Source organism: Cognatundibacterium squillarum, assembly GCF_014652435.1.
Taxonomy (GTDB): Bacteria; Pseudomonadota; Gammaproteobacteria; order Burkholderiales; family Burkholderiaceae_D; genus Undibacterium; species Undibacterium squillarum.
In genome coordinates this window covers 265,497-291,490 of record NZ_BMYU01000001.1, presented here as the reverse complement: position 1 = coordinate 291,490, position 25,994 = coordinate 265,497, and the positions used below count along the sequence as shown (strand labels likewise).

The following is a 25,994-nucleotide window of genomic DNA, read 5'->3' as shown; positions in this document are numbered from 1 at the left end:
ATCAGTGTGCTTTGCTTCAGGATGCGCTATTTTAACGGTTAGCACGCTATTCAATTTCGGCAACAATGAAAAAAACGCACAATTATTTCTATCGCCTCGCCAGCGTCTTGGCAGTGATGATGGCTTTGGGCAATTCTGCACAGGCTGAAACCCTGAACTGGTATGGATTTCGTCCCGATCCTGACCGGCTTGCACCAGTGGTGGATTTTTCCGGTCTGAACAGGCGTATTGGCGAAGAAGACAAAATCGTTGCACATGACGGGCATTTTTTTAAGGTAGGCCGCGACCGGCGTCCCGGAACCGCGGATGATCAGCGCATTCGTATATTCGGAATAAATTTGTCCGGACCTGCCTGTTTTCCGGATGAAGAGCAGGCACGCATACTGGCGCTGCGCTTTAAAAGACTGGGGCTGAACGCCGTCCGCTTGCATCAGATGGACGCTGCACTGTCAGATGAAAGTTCACCACCCACTGGCTTGCTGACAAACAGCGCATTCCCCAGTTTTCATCCGGAAGCGATCAGGCGTTTGCGTCACTTCATCAGTGTTCTCAGAGAAGAGGGCATCTATGCCAATCTGAATCTGCATGTTAACTACCGGTTCAGGCCTGCTGTCGATCAGGTGAATCCACTGCTCGATGGCGCACAAATGCCCGTTAACAGTCATCCCTTGCATCTGATTGATCCGAGGATGATTGCATTGCAGGCGGAACTTGCCCGGCAGTTGTTACGGCAGCTGGAGCTGAAAAATGATCCGGCGCTGGCCATGGTGGAGATTAATAACGAATCTTCTCTGGTGGGCGCCTGGCAGCGTGGTGAGCTGGATAAACTGAATGGCGAATATGAGCGCACATGGACTGCCCTCTGGCGCAAGTGGATCGCACGGGAATACGGCAGCACAGAAGTCGCATGCCAGCGCTGGAAGACTTGCGAATTACCGGCGCAGGGAGCGGTTTACCTCAAAAAAGACGAGGCGATTGCGCCCGAGACAGGCACTGGATGGATAGAGCGCATTCGCAGGCTGGGGCGCAAACTGTTTCATAAACTAGGCTTGCCCTTGCCCGGATTTCTGGAAATCCGTTATCAGCCCGCTGCAGAGGGACTGGGTCTGCGCGCTGCGGATTTTGTCCGCTTTTTGATCGAAACTGATCAGCAATACTTCGAAAATTTGCGGCAGGTGATCAGGCAGGAAGCGGGCGAGCAGGTTGCTGTGACTGGTACGCAGCGTTATTTTGGTGGTCTTGCGAATCAGCTGAGTCAGCGGAATATGGATTATGCAGATGAGCATTTTTATACGGATCACTATGATTTTCCCGGTGGAGGCTGGTCAGATCAGGATTGGCGGATAAGGAATGCATCCAGTCTGCGGGATACGACGGGAGCGCTGCTGAAGCGCAGTTTTTACCGTGACCGTCAAAAGCCATTTGTGGTCAGCGAATTTAATCAGGCCTACCCGAACCGGCAATCGGCGGAGATTGTTCCCGCAATGGTGACGCTCGCGAGTTTGCAGGACTGGGATGGTTTATTCTTTTTTCAGTATGGGCAAATGCCGGATGACGATACATGGATGAGCGCATTTAATCTGAATAATCACAGTAGTCAGTTGGTCAGTTTTGGCACACTGGCCTCTGTATTCAGGCAATTTCAGATGAATGCTTTACCAGAGCAGCAGGTTCTGCCCGTCTCTGAGCCGGAAATGATCAGTCTGGCACTGAGTGGAGAAAGTATTGATCCGGCGGTCATGGACGACTTTGTCCGCCGACGTTTTGGATTAGTCGCAACCGACACTTTGCAATACAGAATCAGTGTGCAGACTGCAGCTTCGTCGCAAGCTGTGCTGCGTCAGAAAGCCATTGCGACCAGTACTCAGGCCGCAGTTCCGGTGTGGAATGCGCAGCCTGGGCAATTGATCTGGGCCGATCGCTTCGCAGCGGTATATGCGGGGTTTGGTGATGCAAACGCAACCAACGGATGGTCCGTTCAGCACGCGCCGGGTAGCCGCGGTTTCGCGGTGGTCAGCCTGACCACACGTGATGGCATGCCGCTGGACAAGTCTCGTCGCTTGTTGCTGACTGTGGCGGGTGCAAGCACCGGTTCGCAGAAAACCGGAACCGGTTTCCGTCCTAAACATTTGGTGCCGTATAAAGGTGATGCAATGTGGCAGACGCTGGAACCGGACCAGAGTGGAAGCACGCACCCCTCAGGTTCACGAAGTACGCAGGGGCCGGTATGGATGGAGAAACTGGACATCAGCATTGGTTTGCCAGTGTCCGGGCAAAAAGTCACTGTGTATCAGCTTGATGAGCGTGGGCAGAGATCCGCTAATCTGCAGTCAGATAATGTTATTCTGAATAACGGGGTGCTGACGCTGAGAATCAGGGCAGAGAGTCCCTGGTACGAAATTATCGTTAAATAAAAAGCCGCGTTGTCGGCAAACGACAGCGCGGTTTTGTATGGCATACGCGCCGGATACTCCGGCGCTTTTCCTGATTAAGGGCTTACTGGGTCTGTTTGACAGACTGAATCAGCACCGGCGTCACCGGTACATTGGACATGCCATTTTGCGTGGAAACCGGTACGCCGGCGATCGCATCCATCACATCCAGTCCGGAAACAATCTGACCAAACACTGCATAGCCGGGAGATGCTGCGCTTTGATAGTCAAATGCGGCGCTGTTATCTTTGAGATTGAAGTAGAACTGAGAAGTACCGGAATTCGGGTCTGATGTCCGTGCCAGTCCGATTGTGCCGCGAGTATTGCTGAGTCCAACCGCAGTTTCCAGTTTGATCGGATTATTTGTTGCTGCTGCAACCAGATCCTTGGTATAGCCACCGCCCTGAATCACCAGTCCTGCCTCTACGCGGTGGAAAATTTTGCTTGGATAAAATCCGCTCTCTACATAATTCAGGAAGTTATCTACGGTGACTGGTGCTTTATAAGGATTTAATTCGATGACGACTGTTCCCTTATCGGTCACCATAGTCACCTGCGGAGGTAAGGCAAGAGAAGATGTTTGCGTTGCCTGATACAGTACTTTTGTTAATGTATCCGTAATTGTTGTCACCACATTGCCTAAGCCAACGACTTTGCAAGTGAAAGTGCGTTTAGTGGCAGTGCCGCCTGCAACTTCTGTCAAATTCAGGCAAGCTGTACTCTGGTTCGGAAGCATGCTCAGTATATTGATACCTTTATCCAGATTCTGACCATTGATGGTGATGGTGGTCAGTTTGCGATAGCTCAGAGGGTCAATACTGACGCTGCTGACCGTTGCGGTGACGGTCGGTGTATCGCTTTTGTTGCCACCGCAGGCGCTGAGCAAAGCTGCCGCTGCGAGTCCGCTCAGAATCCAAACTGATGCTTTCAATCTGATCTCCAGTCAAATAAATAAATATTTTACTGTGCCGCCGCTGGTTTGCGTGCGCTTTTCTGTATCAAATTGCGCAACTGAAAGAAAGCGCGTGCTGCAATACTCCGGGGGCAGGGGGAGCGGACTTTGAAATGCAATTCTGTGAGGAGGCTTCGAGATGCCGGAAATCGTGTAAAAAAGGCCAGAATGCGGAGTTCAGCACAGCAATCTGGCGGTCGTCGGCAGAAAGTCCGGCTCTCAGAAATTGATGGATGACGATATTTGCACAACTGAGTGACTTTAGAAGTGGATCGGGCTAGCGGGAGCCAGCTACGCTCTGGTAAGCACTGACGGCTTCCGGCGTATTCAGGTTGTGAAAACTGATGTGATCCGGTACCACACAGACGCTGGCTTTCTGTTCCCGAAACCACTGCAAAACGCGACGCTGACCACTTGCCAGATATGCCTCCAGCTGGCCTGAAAGGTCGCGATGTATCAGCGCAAATCCCGGATGATCGCGCGATTCGCCGGTAGTACTGATTGTTTGTATATATGCCAGTGGGCGTTCATCCTGCTGAAGACGGCGTAGCAGCAGCAGTGCGAGCTCTGGGTGTACTGCTGGCGTATCGCATGGGGTGACCAGTAGCAGGGAGGTAGGGCAGTGTCTGAGTGCTGCCAGTATGCCAGCCAGCGGTCCTGCGAAACTATCGTCATCGTCCTGAATTACCGGAAATCCAAAGCGCTGATAGATGTTGATATGGCGGTTTGCGCTGATCAGAACCCCGGCAGTTTGCAGGCGCAGTTGCTGCGCAAGCCATTGCGCCTGTGGTAAGCCGTGTAGCTGTATCAGGCCCTTATCCTGTCCGCCCATGCGACTGCTCCGGCCGCCGGCCAGAATTAAGCCGGTAATATCGTTGCAAGTCAGGGTGGAAAGCGTCTGTAGCGGCATTGTCAGCCACCGATGTACGACATTTCGATGCGTTCGCGGCGCTGAGCAGTTGCCTGTGTGCGCGTCACTGAGTAGCGATCATCACGCTGCTGCCAGATGCCGGTCAGTGCATTTTGCAGTGTCTGCTGATCGGCGTTTGCGAGCAATAATGGCCGTAAATCAAAGCCTTCACTGGCAAATAAGCAGGTATAGATTTTGCCGTCTGTAGACAGCCTTAAACGGCTGCAACTATGACAGAAAGGCTGGCTGATGCTGGAAATAAAACCGATTTCCCCCGGTGCATCATGATGCTGCCAGCGGCTTGCGGTATCCGAGCCGGTTTCAGCAGGTAGCGCAACCAGGGTATTGCCGGCCTGTCGGATGTTCTCCAGCAAACTGTTGCTGGAAACGACTTCCTGTAAACTCCAACTGTTACTTGCTCCGACGTCCATATATTCAATAAAGCGCAGTGCGACTGGCAACTGGCGGAAATAGTCCACCATCGCAATGACCTCATTCTCATTCCAGCCCTTGCGCACGACCATATTGACTTTGACTTTTCGGAAGCCGCATTCCAGCGCATGGTGAATCCCAGCCAGCACATCCCGGACAGAAAAATCTGAATCACTCATACGTTGAAAGTTGGTATCAGACATTGCGTCCAGTGAAACGGTGACGCGGTCGAGCCCCGCATCGCGCAGCTCCATCGCTTTGCGGGTCAGCAAAACGCCGTTTGTTGTCAGGGTTATGTCCGGTTTCGAGCCATTTGTCGTCTTCAGGCCGGACAGCATGCGTATCAGCGAACTAATGTCCTTACGCAGCAAGGGTTCGCCGCCGGTCAGCCGGAATTTTGTCACGCCCATCACAGCCGCCGCTCCGGCGACGCGGGTGATTTCTTCAAAACTCAGGATGCTGCTGCGTGGCAGATACGGATAATCCGGTGTGAAAACTTCTTTCGGCATGCAGTAGCCGCAACGGAAATTGCAGCGATCTGTGACCGATATGCGCAAGTCTGTGAAGCGTCTTCCGTACTGATCAAGTACGTCACCACTGCTCATTTGTGCCGGCGGAACCGGCTTCGCAGCCGGTCTGGACGGAACTACAGGAATCATTTTCTGGTTCATACGTTGATCAGCGGGAATTGTCGGAAACTGCTCAGCCCCGCTCGCGTGTAACCCGCGATACGCCGTTCAGATGACGAATGCTGCGCATCAGTTTCGCCAGATGGTTACGGCTTTCGACTTGTATGGTGAAATGGATGTGAGTCATGTCATTCGAATCGCCATCTTCCATATTGACATGAGAAATATTGATATCTGCTTCGCCGATTTCTGCTGCAATCCTCGCCAGCGCACCGCGTTCATTGGTGATGACAACCGAAATTCGCGTGTCGAACCGGCGGTTCAGATCGTCGCCCCAGGTCACATCAATCCAGCGATCCGGTTCTTTGGTCAGCAAACGTTTTGCGTGTTTGCAATCGTCAGTATGGACGACAAGACCCTGATCGCGCTTTAACTGCCCTATAATCCCGTCGCCTGGAATTGGCATACAGCAAGCCGCAAGTTGTACAGAAACGCCTTCGCTGCCATAGATGATAACCGGAGCAGGGCGGTGTACCTGGCGGTCGCCGTATTGCTGGAATGGAATCGTCGGCGAATCATCCTGTACCAGATCCAGTATGTGGCGCGCGACCAGTGCAGCCATGCGTTTACCGATACCGATATCGGTATACAACTCATCCATAGATTTTGCCGTGGACTCGTTGAGGAGTTTGTCCACGAGAAAATCAGGCAATTCCGGATTTAACTGAAGCGCAACAAGTGCCTGTGCCAGCAATTGTTTTCCGAGCTCAGTCGACTCATTCAGATTGGCTGTGCGCAGGAAATGGCGTATCGCAGAACGAGCTTTCCCTGTGCGGACGTAAGACAACCAGTTCGCAGTCGGTCGGGAATTCGGGGATGTAATAATTTCGACGATATCTCCGTTTTTTAATTCGGAACGTAGTGGAACAGGCTCGTTGTTAATGCGCGTCGCAATTGCCTGATCACCGATATCTGTATGAATGTTGTATGCGAAATCCAGCGCGGTAGCGCCACGCGGCAATGCCACAATTTTAGATTTCGGTGTAAAGACGTAAACCGAGCCGGGGAATAAGTCGACTTTGACATGCTCAAGAAACTCGGCAGAATCGCCGGTTTGCTTTTGAATATCGAGCAGGGACTGCAGCCATGCATGGGTCCGCTGCTGCAAATCCGTCAGATTTGATCCTTCATTTTTGTACAGCCAGTGCGCTGCAACACCAGATTCCGCAACGCGGTGCATCTCACGGGTACGAATCTGAAATTCAACCGGTGTGCCGTAAGGGCCGATCAGCGTTGTGTGCAAAGACTGGTAGCCATTGGTTTTTGGAATGGCAATGTAATCCTTGAATTTGCCCGGCATTGGTTTGAACAATGCATGCAGGGTACCGAGTGCGTAATAGCTCTCGCGGAAATTCTCAACAACTACGCGGAAACCATATACATCCAGCACTTGTGAGAACGACAAGTGTTTATCGAGCATCTTGCGGTAAATGCCGTACAGCGTTTTTTCGCGCCCGTATACTTCCGCCTCAATGCCGGCAGCGCTCAGTGACTCTTTCACTGAGCTGAGTATTTTGTTAACGACCTCGCGCCGGTTACCCCTGGCAGCACGCACTGCTTTCGATAAGGTCCGGTAACGCATCGGAAACAGGTGTGAGAATGCCAGATCCTGTAACTCACGGTACAGATTATTCAAACCAAGACGATGCGCGATCGGCACATAAACATCCATGGTTTCACGGGAGATGCGTCTTTTTTTTGCCGGAAGCATTACGCCCAGCGTACGCATGTTGTGCAGGCGGTCAGCCAGTTTCACCAGAATCACACGTACGTCCCTCGCCATGGCGAGCAACATCTTCCGGAAGTTTTCTGCCTGCGCTTCAATCTGACTTTGAAACTCGATTTTTTCGAGTTTCGAAAGACCGTCAACCATCGCGGCGACCGGCGCACCGAAACGTTCAATCAGCTCTTCTTTTTTGACACCCTGATCTTCCATCACATCATGCAACAGCGCTGCCATGATAGCCTGAACATCCAGCTTCCATTCCGCGCAGATTTCCGCAACAGCAATCGGGTGGGATATGTAAGGTTCGCCGGATTTCCTGACCTGACCCAAATGCATTTCGTCAGAAAAACGATATGCGTCGCGGACCAGTTTTAAGTCCTGGGCCGACAAATAGGTGGAAAGTTTTTCAGTCAGTGTAGTAATTGAAGCAACGCCAACCTGAAGATTTCCGGAGGGTGCTGAAGAGTCGCGCAGATCCAAGATGCCTGATTTATCCTGATGGGTGTCAGAAAAACGAACAGCCGGGTTAGTTGACAGAGATGACATATCTTCCGATATATGCATTCTGGAACTCCCGGCCGCTCAGTGAGGAAAGTACGGTGTTATCAGACCGGTACTTTTTTCAGCATTTCTGTTCCGACTTTGCCTGCAGCGATTTCACGCAATGCCATAACTGCTGGTTTGTTTTTCGCCTCTACTTTTGGCGAATGACCTTGCAGCAGCTGACGTGCACGGTAAGTCGCACACAGAGTCAGTTCAAAACGGTTAGGGATAGTTTTCAGAGAATCTTCAACAGTAATACGTGCCATGTTTAATCCTGGGTAAGTTCAGTTCGGGCTGGCATGAATGCCAAGTTGCGCAAATAAGTCCGTGTTGCGTGCTGTTTGTTGCCGGAATCGGCATCGTGCTGATTTGACAATTGCAGACAACTCAGACAGCGCAGTTCCAAAGTCTTCGTTAATAATAACATACTCAAACTCCGGCGAGTGCGCGATTTCTCCGCCAGCAGCCAGCAGTCGTCGCGTGATTACGTGCGGTTCATCGGTGCCGCGCTTGTTGAGGCGCTCTTCCAGTGCCTGAATAGATGGTGGAAGAATGAAAATGCCAATCGCGCCGGGAAATTGTTTACGCACCTGCTGCGCACCTTGCCAGTCAATCTCAAGTAATACGTCCGTTCCCTGACGCATCGCATTCTCAATCAAAATACGGGAAGTGCCGTAATAATTTCCGTGCACCTCAGCTGATTCGAGAAATTCTCCGTTTGCACGGCGCTCAATGAAATCTTCTACGGTAGTGAAGTGGTACTCGCGGCCATTTTCTTCGCCTGGGCGCGGCTGGCGCGTGGTAAATGAAATCGACAGGCGAATATTTGGCTCTTGCGCCAGTAAAGCGTTCACCAGCGTCGATTTTCCGGCACCCGACGGGGCTGCCACGATAAACAGGCTGCCAGCCAGTTCAGCGCTAGGGATCATATTTTCTATTCCGGATTAGACGAACAAATAAATGAGGGCGGGATAAACCCGCCCTTGTTGACCGAGAGTATAAGCAAACCAGCCGGCTTATTCAAGGTTCTGAACTTGTTCGCGCATTTGTTCTATCAGTAGTTTTAACTCCATTGATGCGTCCGCCAGATCTTTGATTGCTGCTTTGGATCCCAGCGTATTTGCTTCGCGATTCAGTTCCTGCATCATGAAATCGAGACGTTTGCCGACCGGGCCGCCTTTTTTCAGAATGTGCCGGGTTTCTTTCAAATGAGCGCCAAGTCGTGCTAGTTCTTCGGCAACATCAATCTTCACGCCGTAAAGCGTCACTTCCTGGCGAATGCGATCCAGGGCTTCGTCGCGGGTGATCGTTGTCGTTGTCTGCGTGCTTTCCGAACCGGCAAAACCGAGCGCTTCTTCGAGGCGAGTTGTCGCTTTTTGCTGGAATTGCTGCAGTACTTGTGGCATTAATGGCGTAATGCGTTCGACGATTTCTTCCATGGCGGTGATTTTGCTCAGGAGTACCGCTGTCAGTGCTTCACCTTCGCGTTCGCGTGATATTCTGAATTGCTCCAGCGCTTGCTGAATGGTTTGCAGGATTGCTGGCTGCAGTGCTTCGCCTGAAATTTCCTGTTCCTCCATCACGCCAGGCCAGCGAAGAATGTCGTGCGTGGTCAGTGGTTGCGCATTAGGGAAGAGTGCGGCTACCTGCTGCTCCAGTGTTTGCAGCTGTTTTAAAGCTTCCTGATTCAGATTTTTTTGTTGACCGGACGCGATTTTCTTACCGAAGCTGAAGCGGCATTCAACTTTGCCGCGTGAAATCTGACGTGAAATCAGTTCGCGGAATATGCTTTCTACCGCCCGAAAATCATCGTTGATGCGAAATTGAAGGTCAAGGAAGCGGGAGTTAACGCTTTTGAGTTCGACGGTAATGGTACCTGCTTCGGTTTCAAGGGAGCTGGTCGCAAACCCGGTCATACTTTGGATGCTCAAATTTGTTCCTTTTTGGTAACATTGCACAGATTTATGCGCAATATTGGTTGTTGGTAAGGCAGATGTTTACAAAACCCTGCAGAGTCCACACAATCGCTGCTGTCAACAGGATTGGATAAGCAATGGCTGCACAAAATAATGCCCCTTTGCCGGACGGGCTTGAAATTGCCGGATATCGCATTGTAAAGAAAATCGCGTCCGGTGGCTTTAGTATTGTATACCTCGCGTCAGATGAAGATGGCAATGCGGTAGCAATTAAAGAATATTTGCCAAGCTCACTGGCCTTACGTCAGCAAGGTGAACTGGTACCTGCGATTTCCGCTGAGAACTTGCCGGTTTACCGAATCGGACTGAAATGCTTTTTTGAAGAAGGGCGCGCACTGGCGCGTATTTCTCATCCGAACGTTGTCAGTGTTATCAATTTTTTCCGTGCCAATGAAACCGTTTACATGGTAATGGCGTATGAGTCGGGTCGCTCATTGCAGGAACACATCCTGCGCCGGCGCGATAAGGGTGAGAAACCGCTGGTATCTGAGCGTTTTATCCGCCGCATGTTTAATCAGGTGATGAATGGTTTGCGCGAAGTACATACTAATAAATTGCTGCATCTGGATTTAAAACCCGCGAACATTTATCTCCGCCTTGACGGGACGCCGATTTTGCTGGACTTTGGTGCTGCACGCCAGACGCTGAAGACAGATATTCCTAAACTGTACCCAATGTACACTCCGGGTTTTGCTGCTCCTGAGCTCTACCAGAAAAATGGAAATCTGGGGCCATGGACAGATATCTACAGCATTGGCGCATCGATGTTTGCCTGTATGATTGGTGCCCCACCGCAACCCGCTGATCAGCGCAAAACCAATGACAAAATGGAATCCCATTACCGGAAGTTGGAAGGGGTTTATTCCGAAGAGTTGATTGAGGTAGTGCGCTGGTGTCTGAAATTAGATCCGCTGGAGCGTCCGCAAAGCGTATTCGCACTGCAAAAAGCGCTAGCAGCGAAGGTCGAGCCTCAGGCTGAGCCGACTATGCTGGAAAAAATGAAGCATAAGATATCGACATTATTTGAGCGAAAAAAACGATCTGACAAAGATGGGGATAACACCACTATTCAGGAAAGTACGCTTAATTAATATTTAATAGTGATGCGTTAACGATCGAACTCATTCATGCGATTTTCAGTTTATCAAGAAAGCCATATCGGCGGACGTAAAGTCAATCAGGACCGTATGGGCTACAGTTTTACCCGCGATGCAATTTTGCTGTTGCTGGCTGATGGTATGGGTGGCCATATTATGGGCGAAATGGCAGCAGCAATTGCGATGCAAACCGTGGGTAGCCTGTTTCAGCAACAGGCGCAGCCAACGATTGCGAGGCCGGAGCGCTTCTTAGAGGATAGTTTCCTTGCCGCGCATCAGGAGATCCATCGTTACAGAACGATGAATAATCTACCTGAAACACCGCGTACAACAATCGTTGCCTGCATTATTCAGCATGGTCACGCCTACTGGGCCCATTGCGGTGATTCGCGACTTTACTGGATTCGTCAGGGACAAATCCTGCTGCGTACAAAGGATCACTCCAGACTTGAGACCCTCATCGCGCAAGGCAAAGTTGATCCGTCAGAAAGGCATACTCATCCCGACCGGAATAAATTGTTCAACTGTCTGGGAGCGCCAAATTCACCGATTGTTGAGTTATCCCGCCGTGCGGCTTTGCAGCCGGGCGATCTGATTTTGCTCTGTTCCGACGGATTGTGGTCGACTTTGCCTGATCATCTAGTGGCACAACGCTTGCAAGAGCACACGATTGTCCGTGCAATTCCTGAGCTGATTCGCACGGCAGTCAGTATTGCCGGAAAAAATGGTGACAATACGACTGCTCTTGCAATGATGTGGGAGGGTGATGACAGGCTCGACGAGTCCTCTGTGATCACAACAAACACCTTGCCAATCGGGTCGATCACCACCACAATTCAGGCCCCTCTTGATCCCGACGTTTTAGGCGAGCAAGGAGAGCAAGATGTTTTCAACGATGCTGAAATTGAGAAAGCGATTGCGGAAATTCGTAATGCTATTCATAAGTCATCGAAACTGACAGGTAAATTTTGATATGACAACTACTTCGCGTCCTGGCGGTCGTTCCGCTGATGCCTTACGTCCGGTAACAATCAGCCGTCACTTTACCAAACATGCCGAAGGCTCTGTACTGATTGAGTTTGGCGGTACCCGTGTTATCTGTACGGCAAGTGTGGACGAAAAAGTACCGTCTTTTCTTAAAGGGAAAGGGCAGGGCTGGTTGACGGCTGAATACGGCATGCTGCCGCGTTCCACGCATTCGCGTATGGATCGCGAAGCTGCTAAAGGTAAACAAAGCGGTCGTACCCAGGAAATTCAGCGCCTGATAGGACGCTCGCTGCGAGCAGCATTTGATCTGAGTCTGCTTGGTGAGCGCACAATTCATCTGGACTGCGATGTAATTCAGGCCGATGGCGGCACACGCACAGCATCAATTACTGGCGCAATGGTTGCTGCATATGACGCGATTCAGGGTTTGCTTGATAAGGGCTTGATTACCCGGACACCGGTGCGTCAGTTTGTTGCAGCGATCTCTGTTGGCGTCTACGAGGGTTTGCCCGTTCTGGATCTGGATTATGACGAGGACTCGCAGTGTGATACCGACATGAATGTTGTGATGACAGAGAGTGGCGAGTTTATCGAAGTGCAGGGTACAGCGGAAGGTGTTGCTTTCAGCCGTGCAACAATGAATCGGTTACTGGATCTGGCCGAAGACGGTATTGCTGATCTGATTGCATTACAAAAACAGGCGCTGGGGCTGAGTGCATGAGCCAGCAATTAGTTCTGGCCTCCGGTAACGCCGGAAAGCTGAAAGAGTTTGGTGAAATTCTGGCCCCGCTGGGTTTTGAAGTACTGTCGCAACAGCAGCTGAATGTCAGTGATACGGACGAACCATTTAATACGTTTGTGGAAAATGCACTGCGTAAAGCGCGTCACGCCGCAGCCATTACTGGTTTGCCTGCACTGGCGGATGACTCAGGTATTTGTGTTAACGCTCTTGGCGGAGCGCCGGGTGTTTTGTCTGCGCGATTTGCAGGTGAACCAAAATCAGATGCACGGAATAATGCGAAGCTGATGGCAGATCTGCAGCAGCATGAGGACTGGTCAGCTTATTACTATTGCGTTCTGGTTTTTGTAAGACATGCCAATGATCCGCAGCCCGTGATCGCTGATGGCATTTTGCGAGGACAGATTGTTGCTGAGCCGCGTGGTGAGAACGGATTCGGATATGATCCGCACTTCTGGCTGCCGGAATCCGGCTGCACTGTGGCAGAGCTGGATCCTGCGCATAAAAACCGTATTTCTCACCGTGGTAAAGCACTGCAGACTTTGCTTGAAAAACTGAAGTAATGATTCCGATTAAAACGGCAGCGCAGGCTGCAAAAACGGTGCGTCAGGATTTGTCCGCCGTTCCTCAAACGGTTCTGGCGCAATATTTATCTCCCGGTTCGCTGAATCTTTCTGCGCTCCCACCGCTGTCCCTGTACGTGCATTTTCCGTGGTGTGTCAGAAAATGTCCTTATTGCGATTTTAATTCGCACGAACATAAGCCAGACAGCGATGAGGCTGCGTATCTCGATGCCTTGCGCGGTGATCTGGAAGCGGCTTTGCCCCTGATCTGGGGGCGTCGCATCCAGACCGTATTTATCGGGGGCGGCACACCCAGTCTGCTGAGTGCGCAGGGCATGGACAGACTATTATCCGATATCCGTACACTACTACCGCTGGAACTGGACGCTGAAATTACGATGGAAGCCAATCCGGGGACGTTTGAAGTGGAGAAATTCCGTGCCTACAGAGACAGCGGGATCAATCGCCTATCGATCGGAGTGCAAAGCTTCAACGACGAGTTTTTGCAAAAACTCGGGCGTATTCATCAGGGGGACGAAGCCCAGCGTGCGGCGGAATTTGCGGCTACGCATTTTGACAACATCAATCTGGACTTGATGTTTGCATTGCCCGGGCAGACTCTGGAGCAATGTGAGCTGGATGTTCAGACAGCACTCTCTTTCGGTACGTCGCATTTATCTTTGTATCATCTGACGATAGAGCCGAACACTTATTTTGCAAAGTTTCCACCTGTGATTCCTGACGATGATCTGAGTGCAGATATGCATCAGATGCTGCGTGAACGGCTTTCAGGTGGTGGTTATATCAATTATGAAGTGTCTGCTTATGCCAAACCGGGACGAATGTCCCGGCATAACCTGAATTACTGGCAGTTCGGTGATTACCTTGGTATCGGTGCCGGTGCGCATTCCAAAATATCATTTCCGCACCGCATCGTAAGGCAAATGCGTCACAAACAGCCAAAAGCCTATATGCAGGCTGTTGCTGAAGGGAACGCGGTGCAGGAATCTTCTGAAGTGGCAACGGAGGATCTGCCATTCGAATTCATGCTGAACGCTTTGCGTTTGCGTGATGGTTTTCCGGTTGCTTTGTTTCAGGAGCGAACCGGCCTGACGCTGAACACCATAGAAAAAGAATTGCAGCTGGCAGAGCAAAAAGGCTTACTGTTCCGCGACTATCAGAGGATTGCGCCGACTGAAGCAGGCAGAGATTTTCTGAATAATTTGCAGGAAATGTTTTTGAAGTAGCGAGTACTTTGGTATTTGCAATCTTTGCAGTAATGCATCAGTAAATATTAAGTAAAAGAAAGGCCGCAGATCCGTGGCCTTTCTTTTTTTGGAATCCAAAAAAATCCCATACCGGGCTTGGCTGTTCTGTGCCGCGACCAGTATTTCTTGCGCAATCTTCGCATATCTAAATGTGCAGATTGCTTTCAAAACGTTTTCGGAAATATTTTTCCGGTTTCCCTGTGGTTTATCGGGTGAAGATGGCTGTAAGCGATTGCTTTCGCAGGGCGCATCATTTACAGTCTGAAACATAAAAATAATGCCCGTAACAATGGGTAAATGCATTTACCACGTATGACTTTTCAATTTCCGATTGCGACTTTCAGGCCCGTTTCGAATGCCCGGCAGCAAATTGTTGCCTTATTTCCCGATTTCGGAAACGCAGCGCAATTTCAGATTATTCAAACCCTTCAAGGAATGCAGGAGTCAGGCTGGTTTGATCAGCTTGCCGGATTAAAGCTGATTGTTCCGGTTGGCGATATCGCTGAAATTCCCGCTGACCTCGGGCAACGCTTGCCCGCATCTAAACTGCATCTGTTGTTCGATGAGCAGCAGTGTCTGCAAGCAGATCATCAGGCACGTCTGCGTCATCTGCGCAGCGAAGGCTTGAGCTTCATGGTAATGCCTTCAGATGCGCAGGCGGAATGGGATGGCGCGCAGAATCTGTGTTACTCATTGCAAGAAGTGTTACCGACTGGCGCGAGAATACGTGTCAGTGGTTTGCATCGCGGAATCCATCTTGCCAGCGGGATCGCAGATTCCGCTGTATTCGAACAAATGAAAGCTTGTGGCTTTCAATGGTTTGAGGGTAGCTATCCTTATGTGCCGGTGTCCGTACAAAGTCAGGCAGATCAGTCTGCCCGCACGCGCTTGCTGAAGCTGTTAGGGCTGGTGGCGCGTGATGCGGATACCCGTGAACTGGAAGAGTTGTTCAGGCAGGATCCGAATTTATCATTTTTATTATTTAAACTGGTCAGTTCTGCTGCATTCGCGCAGATGACCAAAGTAAGCTCTTTAAATCAGGCAATTGCTCTGATCGGCAGGCGGCAATTGCAGCGCTGGCTGCAATTGCTGTTATACGCAAGCCAGGCGAATCAGCCCGGCAGTCTGCATCCGCTGATGCCACGCGCTGCGTTCAGGGCGGCAATGATGGAGGCACTGGTACTGCGTTCCGGCGGGAGCAGAGATGCCGGAGACAGCGCGTTTATGACCGGAATGTTTTCGCTGCTTGATGTCTTGTTTGGTACAGAACTGGAAAAAGTGCTGACGCCTCTGCATCTGGAAGATGACGTGCTGAACGCACTGATGCACAGAGAAGGCTTGCTGGGTGAATGCCTGCAAATCGCGGCGCATGCAGACAGACGCTGGAATCCGCAAATAGCGCAACTGCTGCAGCAGCGTGAACTTGATAGCACGGCATACTACGAGTCAGTGCAGAGCGCATTCCAGTGGGTCAATCAGGTTTGTAAGGAGCTCTGATTTGGCCGGCAAATCTTCGTGGCGTTTTTTCGAGCATGGATTGCGTTTCGCCAAAGCAATGGTGAATGATTCTGACTCGCAGTTTCTGGCAAATTTGAACCAGGAGCTGAACGATGCGGGATTTGGTGAATTTCATCTGAGCTCGTCTGCGCAGAATCTCTTGCAGACCACGGATATCCCTTCGCAGGCGATCACCGCAGATCACTTCCTGCGCATGCATTTAGAAGGGCGCTTGCCCGATGCGGATGACTGGCAGCACTTGCAATCTCTGTCTGCAATTTGCTCAGAACTGATGGCGGTGCGCGCTTCAGTACGGCGTTTTTCTGATCCGGAGCGCGATCGATACATTCAGCAGCTGCAAATTCTGGATCAGATCCATGAGTCGGTCATTACGATGGATCTGGCTGGCTTCATTCTGAGCTGGAACGCGGGAGCTGAGCGTTTATTTGGTTACACCGCTGAAGAAGCGATCGGACAAAATGTCATATTTCTTTATGAAAATGAAGAAGATGATCCGCAGTCAGATTATTTTCTGACCCATGGCGGACGCACGATGGAAGTGCGACGCAAGCGCAAAAACGGCGAAGTTTTCTGGGCAAGCCTGACGCTGTCTATCCTGAAAAACGAAGCAGGGCAGCCGGTGGCAATGGCTGGCTATCTGACCGACATCAGTGACCGCAAGCAATTTGAAGAGAAGCTGGATTATTTATCCTACTTTGATGCGCTGACCAGCCTGCCGAACCGCCAGTTATTTTTAAAGCTGGCCGATCAGCAATTGCAGACGGGGGCGCGTAAGCAGCAACGCTGTGCGGTGCTGTATGTGGATCTGAACCGGTTTAAGCTGATTAATGACACGCTGGGTCATCAGTATGGTAATTCTCTGCTGATTGAAGTCGGTAAGCGCCTGAAGGCCACGCTGCGTGAAGAAGATATCGTCGCGCATCTGAATGGCGATGAATTTGCTGTCATGCTGACAGACATCGCCGAGGAATATCATGCCAGCGTTGTGGCAAACAAGATTCTGGAAGCCTTATTCGTGCCATTGCAGATCGGCGAATTTCCACTGCAGGTAGGTGCCAGTATCGGCATCAGTATCGCACCGGCCGATGGTGAAAATGCCGATGTCTTGCTGCACCGTGCCGATATCGCGATGGGTAAAGCTAAGCTGAATCGTCAGGGCGCGAGCGGTGCTTATGCGTACTACAGCCAGAGTCTGGATGCGCAAGTCAGCAATCAGCTGGCAATGGAATCCGCATTGCGCCGCGCTTTGCAGTGCAATGAGTTTTATCTGGTATTTCAACCGAAATACCATGCGCAAACCAGTCAGCTGGCGGGATCTGAGGCGCTGGTGCGCTGGCGCGATCCGGAGCGTGGCATACAATCTCCGGCTGCATTTATTCCCGCCGCAGAAAAAAGTGATCTGATTCAGGAGCTGGATGCATGGGTGCTGGACAAAGCATGCCAGCAGGCTGCGCAATGGAGTGCGCTGGGCATTCATCCGACGCGGATTGCTGTGAATTTGTCTGCAAAAAGCTTTACTGCGCAATTGCCTCAGCATATTGCCGGCTTACTGCAGCGCTATCGTATTGCGCCGGACTGGCTGGAGCTGGAAATCACTGAAAGCACGCTGATGCACAGCGAAGAAGAAGTGATCACCATTATGAAAGGCCTGGTCGCACTTGGCCTGACGCTGACACTGGATGATTTCGGTACGGGATATTCGAGTCTGACCTATCTGAAGCGCTTCCCGATTGCCTGCATCAAAATCGACCAGTCATTCGTGCGCGGCATTCCTGCAGATGTCAGTGACTGCGCGATTGCCAGCGCCATTATCAGTATGGCGAAGCGCCTGCAGCTGAATGTGGTGGCAGAGGGCGTGGAAACCGAGGAGCAACTGGCCTTCTTGCGGGATGCTGAATGCGCTGAGGTGCAGGGTTACTTGCTGGCGAAGCCGATGTCCGGCGACGAATACCTGACAATTCTGCGCCGGCAAGCGGTATCAGGCGCCTGAAAATGCCTTCATGCTCTTGCGTTGCTATCAACGATGCTCTATACTTTATGGCTTCGGAAGGTTGGCAGAGCTGGTTTAATGCACCGGTCTTGAAAACCGACGAGGGCGAAAGCTCTCCGTGAGTTCGAATCTCACACCTTCCGCCAGTTTCATCAAAAACGCCCTTGATTTTCAAGGGCGTTTTTGTTTTTGCTGTCTGATTTCCTCTCAGCTTAAGCGCAATAAATTGCTCATATCTCTGCTACTCCTTCGAGAAGAAATGTCCTTCTCTTTGATCTGTAATTTCAGGTCAGTCTTCTGTGTTTACTTCTACGACTGTGCAAGGATCGTCATCGACCATTTTCTGAGGCTCGGACTTTCTGCCGACGACCGCCGGATCGCTATGCAGAACACCGCATTCAGGCCTGTTTGAAGCCAAATTCCGGTTCGTTGTGGATCATCCAATCGGACGACAAATCCGGCTTCCCATTTTTCTTTCTCAGGATCAGTGCTGGAAAGCCGGAAGAAATGACGCTGAAACATCTTTGTAAGGATGAAGAAAAAATGCGAAGTCAGGTAGCTGTTATTGCATTCGAAGCAATATCGAAATAATATGCAATATGGATAATTTATTGTATTTTCAGTAAATTTTCTGTCTTACGAAGGCGTTTTTTAAAGGGCAAATAAATGAAGCGTTGTATCGTTTTATCTTTGGGGTTGTTGATTTCAATTGCTGCCAATGCGGCGGATTCATGTGCAGTACAGTCAGCCAGATTGTTATCGCAAGGGAAGGTGAGCGATTTGGCAAAGATGTTCGCGAAGCCGGGTGATGCGGTTTCTCAGTCTCTGGAGCGAATCGCGGCGGAGATTGGTCCGGTAAAAAAAGTACTGCCGGCGAAGCATGCTTCAGCCGGCGAATCCGCCCGTCAGAGCGTTGCGATTGAGGGGCTACCCGCAAGCTATGCATTTGATGGCAGTTGGGCCGTGATCGTGACAAAGACTGGTCAGCGATTCCAGTTGCAGGCATCGTCCGAGCCGAAATCCTCTTGCAAACTGCTGGCAATACATCTGGATAAATTCAGTAAGTAAGCGTTTGTTTTTATGACTGCAACAGAGGCCGGCCATTTTGCCGCCAGCGCCCCTGTTTGCGCATTTCAGCACAGAAAAACAGCCTGTTTTCCCGGATGCCGGCATGAATGCTGGCGCTCCGGGGTGGTCTGAAAAGTCGCTGATGCGGGAAAGTGCACAATCAGCGACGTTTAAGCATGCAATGCACTCCTGCGTTCTGCCACGCATGACAGGCAGGGTGGTGGTGTTACTGGTAGTTTTTCCAGCGCAGATGGCGTTCGTCGGTGGCTTCTTTGCGCAGTAAGCGGGCGCGTTCACGCTCTTCCGGCTTCTGATCGGTTTCCAGCAACAGGGCGAGCTGATGCACGGCTGGGGGATATTCACCATCCGCCGCTTTTTCCAGCCATTCACGGGCGAGTGCCGGATCGGCATTCACGCCTTCGCCGTGTTCATATGCATTGGATAACAGGAACATGGCTTGCGCATTGCCCAGGTCTGCGGCACGTCGCAGCCATTGCAGCGAACTTGCCGTGCTGGCGACTGTGCCATCGCCGTACTTGGCCATGCGTGCCAGCATCAGTGCTGCTTTGTGATCATTCTGTGCAGCCGCCGCCTGATACCAGCGGTAGGCTTGTGTGCTTTGTTTTTGCAGACCGAGGCGCGCATGAAAGAACGCTTCGGCAATCTGGAACTGCGCTTCTGCGTCACCCTGACGGGCTGCTTCCAGTAACCAGAAAACGGCATCAGGATATTTGTCTTCGGTGCGCGCCAGCGACAAGCCCAGCTCACGCTGCGCGGTCACCAGATGTTGCTGCGACCAGCGCTGAAGTTCGCTGATGGCGGCGAGATCACTGGCCTGACGTGCGCGTATGCCCAGCGATTCCAGATAGGCGTTGCCAGGAACCGGTGTTCTGCCAAGTGAGCATGCAGACAGTGCGCAGGTAGTCGCCAGCACCAGCAGGAATGGGTATCGTTTCAACATTTCAATAAGCTCTGTGTCAGACAGCGCCTGCTTCTGAAACAGAAACAGGCGCCTGATTTACATTGGTTTATTTAGAAAGGTCGATCTGGTATTTGGCATAGCCGCTTGCATCAACGGAACCTTCTGCACGTACCCGGGCCAGTCCCAGTGCTTGTGCTACCGCCAGTTTGCCCGGCGTGGAGCGCAGAATCACCGGACCCTGCGTTGCGACTTTGACGAAAGACCAGCTTTGTCCGCTGCCGTTATTCGCGAGCGTCAGCTTACCGGCTTTTTTCAGATAAGTGGCAACCACGGCCTGATTTGCATCCGGTGATTTTATGATGGTTTTGCTGCCATCAATCCCCGGCACACTGCCACCGCCACCAGCGCGATAATCGTTGGTTGCAACGATAAAGTCGTCTGTATCAGCAATCGCTTTGCCCTGATAGCTCAGATTCACAATACGGCTGCCGGCAGGTTTGGTCACATCGATCTGATACTGCAGCGCGTTGTTGTCAGCGTAGAACACATCATAGTTGTAGATGGTGCCGTAGGATGGAACCAGATCCTGCTCTGTGGTCAGCGCCGGATTAATTTGCGCAAATTGCTTGGCTGCCGTTTCCAGCCATGCTTTCAGATCGCTGCCTTTGATTTTGACGGCTTGCAGATTGTTATTGCCGTACAAATACAAGTCTCCCGGATTGCGTACCTGCAGGGCAAACGGTGCTGCGGCGTTCGCACCCGGCGCAACATCGGTAAAGTCAGTAGGACCGTTACGACCGGCTTTGAACGGCGCACTGCAAGAAATTACCGGAATCGACTTGTAAGTGCTGAGCACAGGATCAGTTGTCGTTAACAGCAGATTTTTGACGTAATCAATTTGTGCCTGATTCACGATCTGAATCGCAGTCACATCGCCGGCAAGCGCAAAATAGGCGGACATTTCAAAGTCTGTGGTGGTGCCGATAGGCTGGCTGGCGTAAGCCACCGCAGCTTTGTGTTCGGTATCGACCAGCGGCGCGACGGAAGCGTCAGCGTCAACGATCGTTGTGCCATCTTTGTATTTAAAGCCGCGAGCTTCAACATTGGTCTGATCTTTCTGCACGACCCATTTGCCGCCTTGGTATTTCAGCGTCATCTGAATGATACCGAGGCGACGTCCCCAGCTTTGCGCCATCACGGCTGGCACGCCATTGACCAGACCTTTAACGACATCGACTTTATCGGCTGGCAGTGCGGCCAGCGATGAATCAATTTTCGGGCCGCCGGCTTCTTTCGCTTGCGGGAAAATCAGATGTGAGTGACCCAGCATCAGTGCATCGATACCGGTAGTCGTCAGGTGGTAACTGCCGTTTTCCATTTTCGGACTATACGCGGATGTGTCCAGACCGCCGTGCGACAAGGCCACGACCAGATCTGCACCTTTGGTGCGCATTTCCGGCACATACTGGTTTGCAGATTCCACCAGACCGTTGACCATGACTTTGCCATCCAGATGCTTCTGATCCCATTCCATAATCTGCGGAGGCGCAAAGCCGATAATACCGACATTCACATTGACATCCATGCTGGTGCCATCAGGACGGGTTGCAGTGAAACGTTTCGGCAAAATCGAATACGGGCTGAAGATCGGTTTTTTGGAGCTGGCGTTCACAACGTTCGCCAATACCACGGGAAACTTCGGTGCGCCGCAATTAGTTGGCGCTGCAATGCCGGTGACGCTGAAATCGGTATTGGTAATCTGACTCAGGAAATTCAGACCATAGTTGAATTCATGATTGCCGACGCCCGCGCCGTCGTAACGCAGGGCATTCATCACTTTATGGATCGCCAGCGTATTGCCGCAGGTCACAGGGGAGGCGACAGCCTGAAAATCACCGAGCAGCGTGCCCTGAATCGTATCGCCATCGTCGAGTAAGACATTGTTCGGGTTTTCCGCGCGCGCAGAAGCAATCAGGGCGGCGGTGCGCTCCAGACCAAGACTGGTGTCGGCTTTCAGGCCGTAGTAGTCATAGCTCAGTATGTTCTGATGCAAATCGGTGGTTTCCAGTAAAGCAAGCTTAACGATGGTGCCTTCCGGAATGCTATTTGCCGTGGATGGTGCAGGACTGTCGGAAGAGTTGTTTGCACAGGCAGAAAGTAGTAAAGCCAGAACAGGCGTTAAACGAAACGGCGCTTTCATCATATTCCCTTGTCATGTAGTGCAAACGATTGCGCATTGTAGCAATCGTTTGCTTTTATTTTGAATTTCTTGCCGACAACGTTCAGTGGCAAGGCCGGCGAATTATCGGATGCAAATATGTCATTGGCATGACGTAAGTTTCGCATGAATTAAATTCATCAAAGGAACATGTGCAGATGCGCGATGCCTTCGGTCGTTCTGCTGCATTTGCACAGCATTCGTCTTATATAATGCGGGGTTTTCTGAAGCAGAATAAAAGGATTAGCATGCTGCGAGGCAAATTGAAAATGGTTGCAGGTGATACAGGCAAAAGGGCAGCGCTCAAGCGCTTGTTTGGAATGGCGGTACTGAGCACCGGTTTATCGGCCTGTGTGACAGGGAGTGCGCCACCGCCAGCACCGGCAGTAGCGACACCGGCTCCGGTGGCTGTACCGAAAACACCGAAACCTGTACGTATCGGTCTGGCACTCGGCGGCGGTGCGGCACGTGGTTTTGCGCATATCGGCGTGATTAAGGCGCTGGAATCGCAGGGCATCGTTCCGGATATTATCGTCGGCACCAGTGCGGGCAGTGTGGTTGGTGCGATGTATGCGGCAGGCAATAACGGTTTTACTTTGCAAAAAATGGCGCTGGAAATGGATGAGGCAACCATTTCTGACTGGTCATTGCCTTTGTTTGCCAAATCCAGCGGTGTCCTGAAAGGCGATGCGCTGCAGGCTTATGTGAATCGTATGGTTGGCAATGTGCCGATTGAGCGTCTGAAGAAGCCATTCGGCGCAGTGGCGACCGATCTGGCAACTGGTCAGCCGATTTTATTTCAGCGCGGCAATACCGGTGCGGCAGTGCGTGCATCTTCTGCCGTTCCGGCTGTGTTTCAGCCCGTGAAGATCAATGATCGTCAGTATGTGGATGGCGGACTGGTTTCGCCGGTGCCGGTACGCTTTGCACGCGAAATGGGTGCGGATCTGGTGATTGCCGTCAATATTTCGCAAGCGGTGGAAGGGCAGAGCAGTTCCGGTACGATTGATATTCTGATGCAAACCGTTTCCATTATGGGGCAGAGCATTAATCAGTTTGAACTGAAGCAGGCTGACATCGTGATTCGCCCTGATCTGCCAAACATGAAGAGCAGTGACTTTACCAGCCGTAATCATGCAATTCTGGCAGGTGAAAAAGCGGCAATGGCACTGATGCCGGAACTGAAGCATAAGATCCGTCAGTTGCTGGAAAGATGATCAGACATTCCGCGTCGTGCCTGAGCCGATGCGGTAAACTAAAAAACGGAGGCAATGCCTCCGTTTTTTAGTTTACCGCTGTCCGTCAAGCTTACTTACCAGCTTCCTGTTCATTGATGCGTCGCGCACCATTAAAACGCTGCTTCCAGTAGCTGAGATCCATGCTTTCTATACGCACCTGACCACCGGCGGAAGGTGAGTGAATAAATTTGTTGTCGCCCAGATAAATGCCAACGTGGGAAAAGCCGCGACGTAATGTGTTGTAAAACACCAGATCGCCTGGTTGCAAATCTTTTACTTCAATCTTTTCACCGACTTTACTGATTTCAGCAGAAGTGCGCGGTAATTCAGCGCCAACCGCATCTTTGAAGACTAAACGTACAAAACCACTGCAATCGAGGCCGTTTTCAGGAGTGGAGCCACCGCGTTTGTAATGAATGCCGACAAAATCCATGGCTTTCAGTGTCAGATCGGAAGCGCGCTGGCGCAATTCCTGCAGTTTGGTGTACGCGGTAGAAGATTCTGGGAAGGGGTTTTTCTCATCAGCGCTGGCGTTGATCGCGAAACCTGCCTGCAGGCTGAGTGCAACGACGGCGTACGCGACATTTCTTTTTAATCTGGAAACGTTTGTTAGCATCTTAGCACCTGAAAAACAAAAACCGTTCTACTCTAAGCGAAGTTTGAAACAATGTAAACGGTTTGGCGATTGACATGAAAACTCGTTTTCATTTGTTTGCGCCCCAGCAAAGCGATTTGGCCATTTCTGGCGCACGAACAGATGAAAGAAATCGCAGCGCGGTTTGGGCTGGAGTAAATCCTCTACAATCCGGTTTCCTCGCGAGCGATAACAATCGCCGCTGCGGTGAATATTTTGAAAACAGGAATGGAGTAACGATGTACACGAAACCCGTGCTGAGTCTGGAAGATGCAAAGAAAATGGCTGCGGCGGCAGAGGCCGAAGCGCTGGCAAATCAATGGCCTGTCGTAATCGCAATTGTTGATGATGGCGGTCACCTGTTATATCTGCAGCGTATGGATGGTGTAGCGCCGGTTTCTGCGCAAATTGCACCGGCAAAAGCCGTCGCTGCAGCACTGGGAAAACGTGAATCCCGTATTTATGAAGAAATGATTAATAACGGTCGTTATTCCTTCCTCAGTGCTCCGGGGCTGGAAGGAATGCTGGAGGGGGGTGTTCCGGTATTTGCTGACGGCGTATGTGTCGGCGCGATTGGTGTGTCCGGTGTCAAATCCAGTCAGGATGCGCAAATTGCCAAAGCGGGCATCGTTGCACTTGGTCTCGATCCGAACTGAAAAAATGCAGCACCAAAAGGCAATCCCGATTCACATGACTTATCGCTAAGTTCTTGTTTTTTCAGTATTCAGGATTGCCAAAAAGGCGCTGCTGAGCTATAATCTGAGGGTTTATCTAATCCAAAAATTCGCCGTAGCGCCTACCCAAATTAACATTTGCTCCAGTTATATTTCACATTCAGGCTGCTTCGGATTGGAAGAGGCTGAACAAAGTCAAATTGGGGTGACGCAGCGGCGGTAACAATACAGGAGTTGCCCTTGCTGCCCATTCCGCAGTCCCTTCTTCATTCAGGCCGTGAACCCGCAATACTCGCTCTCGCAGATGGTACCGTGTTCACCGGATATTCGATTGGTGCTTCCGGACATACCGTTGGTGAAGTTGTTTTTAATACTTCCATGACGGGTTATCAGGAAATTCTGACTGATCCGAGTTACAGTTCCCAAATCGTTACACTGACTTATCCGCATATTGGTAATACCGGCGTCAATTCTGAAGACGTCGAATCTGAAAAGATTCATGCAGCTGGTTTAATTATTCGTGACCTTCCTCTGCTGCATTCGAACTTCCGCTCTGAATCCTCCCTTTCTGACTATCTCAAATCCCAGAACATCGTTGCTATTGCAGGTATTGATACCCGCAAGCTGACCCGTATTCTGCGTGAAAAAGGTGCTCAGGCGGGTACGATTTATGTCGGTACCGATGCTGAAAAAGCAGTCGCACTGGCAAAAGGCTTTCCGGGTCTGGCGGGCATGGATCTGGCGAAAGTCGTTTCCTCGACATCTTCCTATGTCTGGGCCGAATCCGAATGGAAACTGGGTGAAGGTTATGGTCAGCAGACTGCGCCAAAATTCCATGTGGTTGCTTTTGATTTCGGCGTAAAACGCAATATTTTGCGTATGCTGGCTGAGCGCGGTTGCAAAGTAACGGTGCTGCCTGCGCAATCCAGTGCAGCAGATGTGCTGGCACTGAATCCGGACGGTGTATTCCTGTCGAACGGCCCAGGCGATCCTGAGCCTTGCGATTATGCGATCAATGCAGCGCGCGAGCTGATTGAAAAAGGTATCCCGACCTTTGGTATCTGCTTAGGCCATCAGATTATGGCGCTGGCATCCGGTGCAAAAACACTGAAGATGAAATTCGGTCACCACGGTGGTAACCACCCTGTACAGGATCTGGATACCCGTCAGGTGCTGATCACTTCTCAGAATCACGGTTTTGCCGTTGATGCTGAATCTCTGCCGGCAAATTGCCGCGTTACGCATGTGTCTCTGTTCGACGGCTCCCTGCAGGGCTTTGCCCGTACGGATAAACCAGCATTCTGCTTCCAGGGCCATCCTGAAGCATCGCCGGGTCCGCATGATATTGCTTACCTGTTTGACCGCTTTACCGGTCTGATGACAGAAGCGAAGTCCAAGGCGAATACAGGAGAGTAATA

At 51.2% G+C, this 25,994-nt stretch carries 22 protein-coding genes and 1 tRNA gene; 13 read left to right on the top strand and 10 right to left on the bottom strand.

Going from position 1 to position 25,994, the window contains the following annotated elements:
- The first annotated feature begins 65 nt into the window (after positions 1–65).
- Positions 66–2,414 (top strand): hypothetical protein, encoded by a 2,349-nt coding sequence (locus IE092_RS01240; RefSeq protein ID WP_189355186.1) that lies wholly within the window; start codon positions 66–68, stop codon positions 2,412–2,414.
- 82 nt (positions 2,415–2,496) lie between these two features.
- Here IE092_RS01240 and IE092_RS18675 read toward each other — a convergent pair whose 3' ends face one another.
- The 7 genes from IE092_RS18675 to IE092_RS01205 form a co-directional block, all read right to left on the bottom strand.
- Entirely contained in the window at positions 2,497–3,363 is an 867-nt protein-coding gene (locus IE092_RS18675) for a peptidylprolyl isomerase (protein WP_229792968.1), read from the bottom strand.
- A gap of 298 nt (positions 3,364–3,661) precedes the next feature.
- A complete protein-coding gene (gene mobA / locus IE092_RS01230; RefSeq protein WP_268249256.1) occupies positions 3,662–4,294 on the bottom strand; it encodes a molybdenum cofactor guanylyltransferase MobA in 633 nt (210 codons plus the stop codon).
- Between the two features lie 2 nt (positions 4,295–4,296).
- A complete protein-coding gene (gene moaA / locus IE092_RS01225; protein ID WP_308427102.1) occupies positions 4,297–5,385 on the bottom strand; it encodes a GTP 3',8-cyclase MoaA in 1,089 nt (362 codons plus the stop codon).
- 43 nt (positions 5,386–5,428) lie between these two features.
- Entirely contained in the window at positions 5,429–7,687 is a 2,259-nt protein-coding gene (locus tag IE092_RS01220) for a RelA/SpoT family protein (protein ID WP_189355183.1), read from the bottom strand.
- A gap of 59 nt (positions 7,688–7,746) precedes the next feature.
- Positions 7,747–7,950 (bottom strand): DNA-directed RNA polymerase subunit omega, encoded by a 204-nt coding sequence (rpoZ, locus tag IE092_RS01215; RefSeq protein ID WP_189355182.1) that lies wholly within the window; start codon positions 7,948–7,950, stop codon positions 7,747–7,749.
- Positions 7,951–7,968: 18 nt separating this feature from the next.
- Positions 7,969–8,613: a guanylate kinase gene (gmk, locus tag IE092_RS01210; protein ID WP_189355181.1), complete on the bottom strand. Its 645-nt coding sequence runs from the start codon at positions 8,611–8,613 to the stop codon at positions 7,969–7,971.
- A gap of 87 nt (positions 8,614–8,700) precedes the next feature.
- Complete coding sequence (locus IE092_RS01205) at positions 8,701–9,615, bottom strand: YicC/YloC family endoribonuclease (protein WP_229792967.1); 915 nt, start codon at positions 9,613–9,615, stop codon at positions 8,701–8,703.
- A gap of 122 nt (positions 9,616–9,737) precedes the next feature.
- Here IE092_RS01205 and IE092_RS01200 point away from each other — a divergent pair, with 122 nt between their 5' ends.
- The 9 genes from IE092_RS01200 (at position 9,738) to IE092_RS01160 (ending at position 18,890) form a co-directional block, all read left to right on the top strand.
- Entirely contained in the window at positions 9,738–10,751 is a 1,014-nt protein-coding gene (locus tag IE092_RS01200; RefSeq protein ID WP_229792966.1) for a serine/threonine protein kinase, read from the top strand.
- Between the two features lie 36 nt (positions 10,752–10,787).
- A complete protein-coding gene (locus IE092_RS01195) occupies positions 10,788–11,729 on the top strand; it encodes a PP2C family protein-serine/threonine phosphatase (RefSeq protein ID WP_189355180.1) in 942 nt (313 codons plus the stop codon).
- Position 11,730: 1 nt separating this feature from the next.
- Positions 11,731–12,465 (top strand): ribonuclease PH, encoded by a 735-nt coding sequence (gene rph, locus IE092_RS01190; RefSeq protein WP_189355179.1) that lies wholly within the window; start codon positions 11,731–11,733, stop codon positions 12,463–12,465.
- Positions 12,462–13,046: an RdgB/HAM1 family non-canonical purine NTP pyrophosphatase gene (gene rdgB, locus IE092_RS01185; RefSeq protein WP_189355178.1), complete on the top strand. Its 585-nt coding sequence runs from the start codon at positions 12,462–12,464 to the stop codon at positions 13,044–13,046. Before rph ends, rdgB begins: the two co-directional genes overlap by 4 nt.
- Positions 13,046–14,293 (top strand): radical SAM family heme chaperone HemW, encoded by a 1,248-nt coding sequence (gene hemW / locus IE092_RS01180; protein WP_189355177.1) that lies wholly within the window; start codon positions 13,046–13,048, stop codon positions 14,291–14,293. The genes rdgB and hemW overlap by 1 nt, the downstream gene beginning before the upstream one ends.
- Positions 14,294–14,626: 333 nt before the next feature.
- Positions 14,627–15,811: an EAL and HDOD domain-containing protein gene (locus IE092_RS01175; protein WP_189355176.1), complete on the top strand. Its 1,185-nt coding sequence runs from the start codon at positions 14,627–14,629 to the stop codon at positions 15,809–15,811.
- A gap of 1 nt (position 15,812) precedes the next feature.
- Positions 15,813–17,822, top strand: a complete 2,010-nt coding sequence (locus IE092_RS01170; protein WP_189355175.1) for a putative bifunctional diguanylate cyclase/phosphodiesterase — start codon at positions 15,813–15,815, stop codon at positions 17,820–17,822.
- A 55-nt stretch (positions 17,823–17,877) separates the two neighbouring features.
- Positions 17,878–17,968, top strand: a tRNA-Ser gene (locus IE092_RS01165).
- 634 nt (positions 17,969–18,602) lie between these two features.
- Complete coding sequence (locus tag IE092_RS01160) at positions 18,603–18,890, top strand: hypothetical protein (RefSeq protein ID WP_189355174.1); 288 nt, start codon at positions 18,603–18,605, stop codon at positions 18,888–18,890.
- A gap of 226 nt (positions 18,891–19,116) precedes the next feature.
- On the opposite strand, the gene IE092_RS01155 is transcribed toward IE092_RS01160, so the two are convergent.
- Both IE092_RS01155 and IE092_RS01150 read right to left on the bottom strand, forming a co-directional pair.
- Positions 19,117–19,851, bottom strand: coding sequence for a tetratricopeptide repeat protein (locus IE092_RS01155; protein ID WP_189355173.1), 735 nt, complete (start codon positions 19,849–19,851; stop codon positions 19,117–19,119).
- A gap of 67 nt (positions 19,852–19,918) precedes the next feature.
- Positions 19,919–22,015, bottom strand: coding sequence for a bifunctional 2',3'-cyclic-nucleotide 2'-phosphodiesterase/3'-nucleotidase (locus IE092_RS01150; protein WP_229792965.1), 2,097 nt, complete (start codon positions 22,013–22,015; stop codon positions 19,919–19,921).
- A 263-nt stretch (positions 22,016–22,278) separates the two neighbouring features.
- On the opposite strand from IE092_RS01150, the gene IE092_RS01145 reads away from it, so the two are divergent.
- Complete coding sequence (locus IE092_RS01145) at positions 22,279–23,247, top strand: patatin-like phospholipase family protein (protein ID WP_373295313.1); 969 nt, start codon at positions 22,279–22,281, stop codon at positions 23,245–23,247.
- A 91-nt stretch (positions 23,248–23,338) separates the two neighbouring features.
- Here IE092_RS01145 and IE092_RS01140 read toward each other — a convergent pair whose 3' ends face one another.
- Complete coding sequence (locus IE092_RS01140) at positions 23,339–23,884, bottom strand: C40 family peptidase (RefSeq protein ID WP_189355172.1); 546 nt, start codon at positions 23,882–23,884, stop codon at positions 23,339–23,341.
- 257 nt (positions 23,885–24,141) lie between these two features.
- On the opposite strand from IE092_RS01140, the gene IE092_RS01135 reads away from it, so the two are divergent.
- Entirely contained in the window at positions 24,142–24,558 is a 417-nt protein-coding gene (locus tag IE092_RS01135) for a heme-binding protein (protein ID WP_189355171.1), read from the top strand.
- 267 nt (positions 24,559–24,825) lie between these two features.
- Positions 24,826–25,992, top strand: a complete 1,167-nt coding sequence (carA, locus tag IE092_RS01130; protein ID WP_189355749.1) for a glutamine-hydrolyzing carbamoyl-phosphate synthase small subunit — start codon at positions 24,826–24,828, stop codon at positions 25,990–25,992.
- Positions 25,993–25,994: the final 2 nt, after the last annotated feature.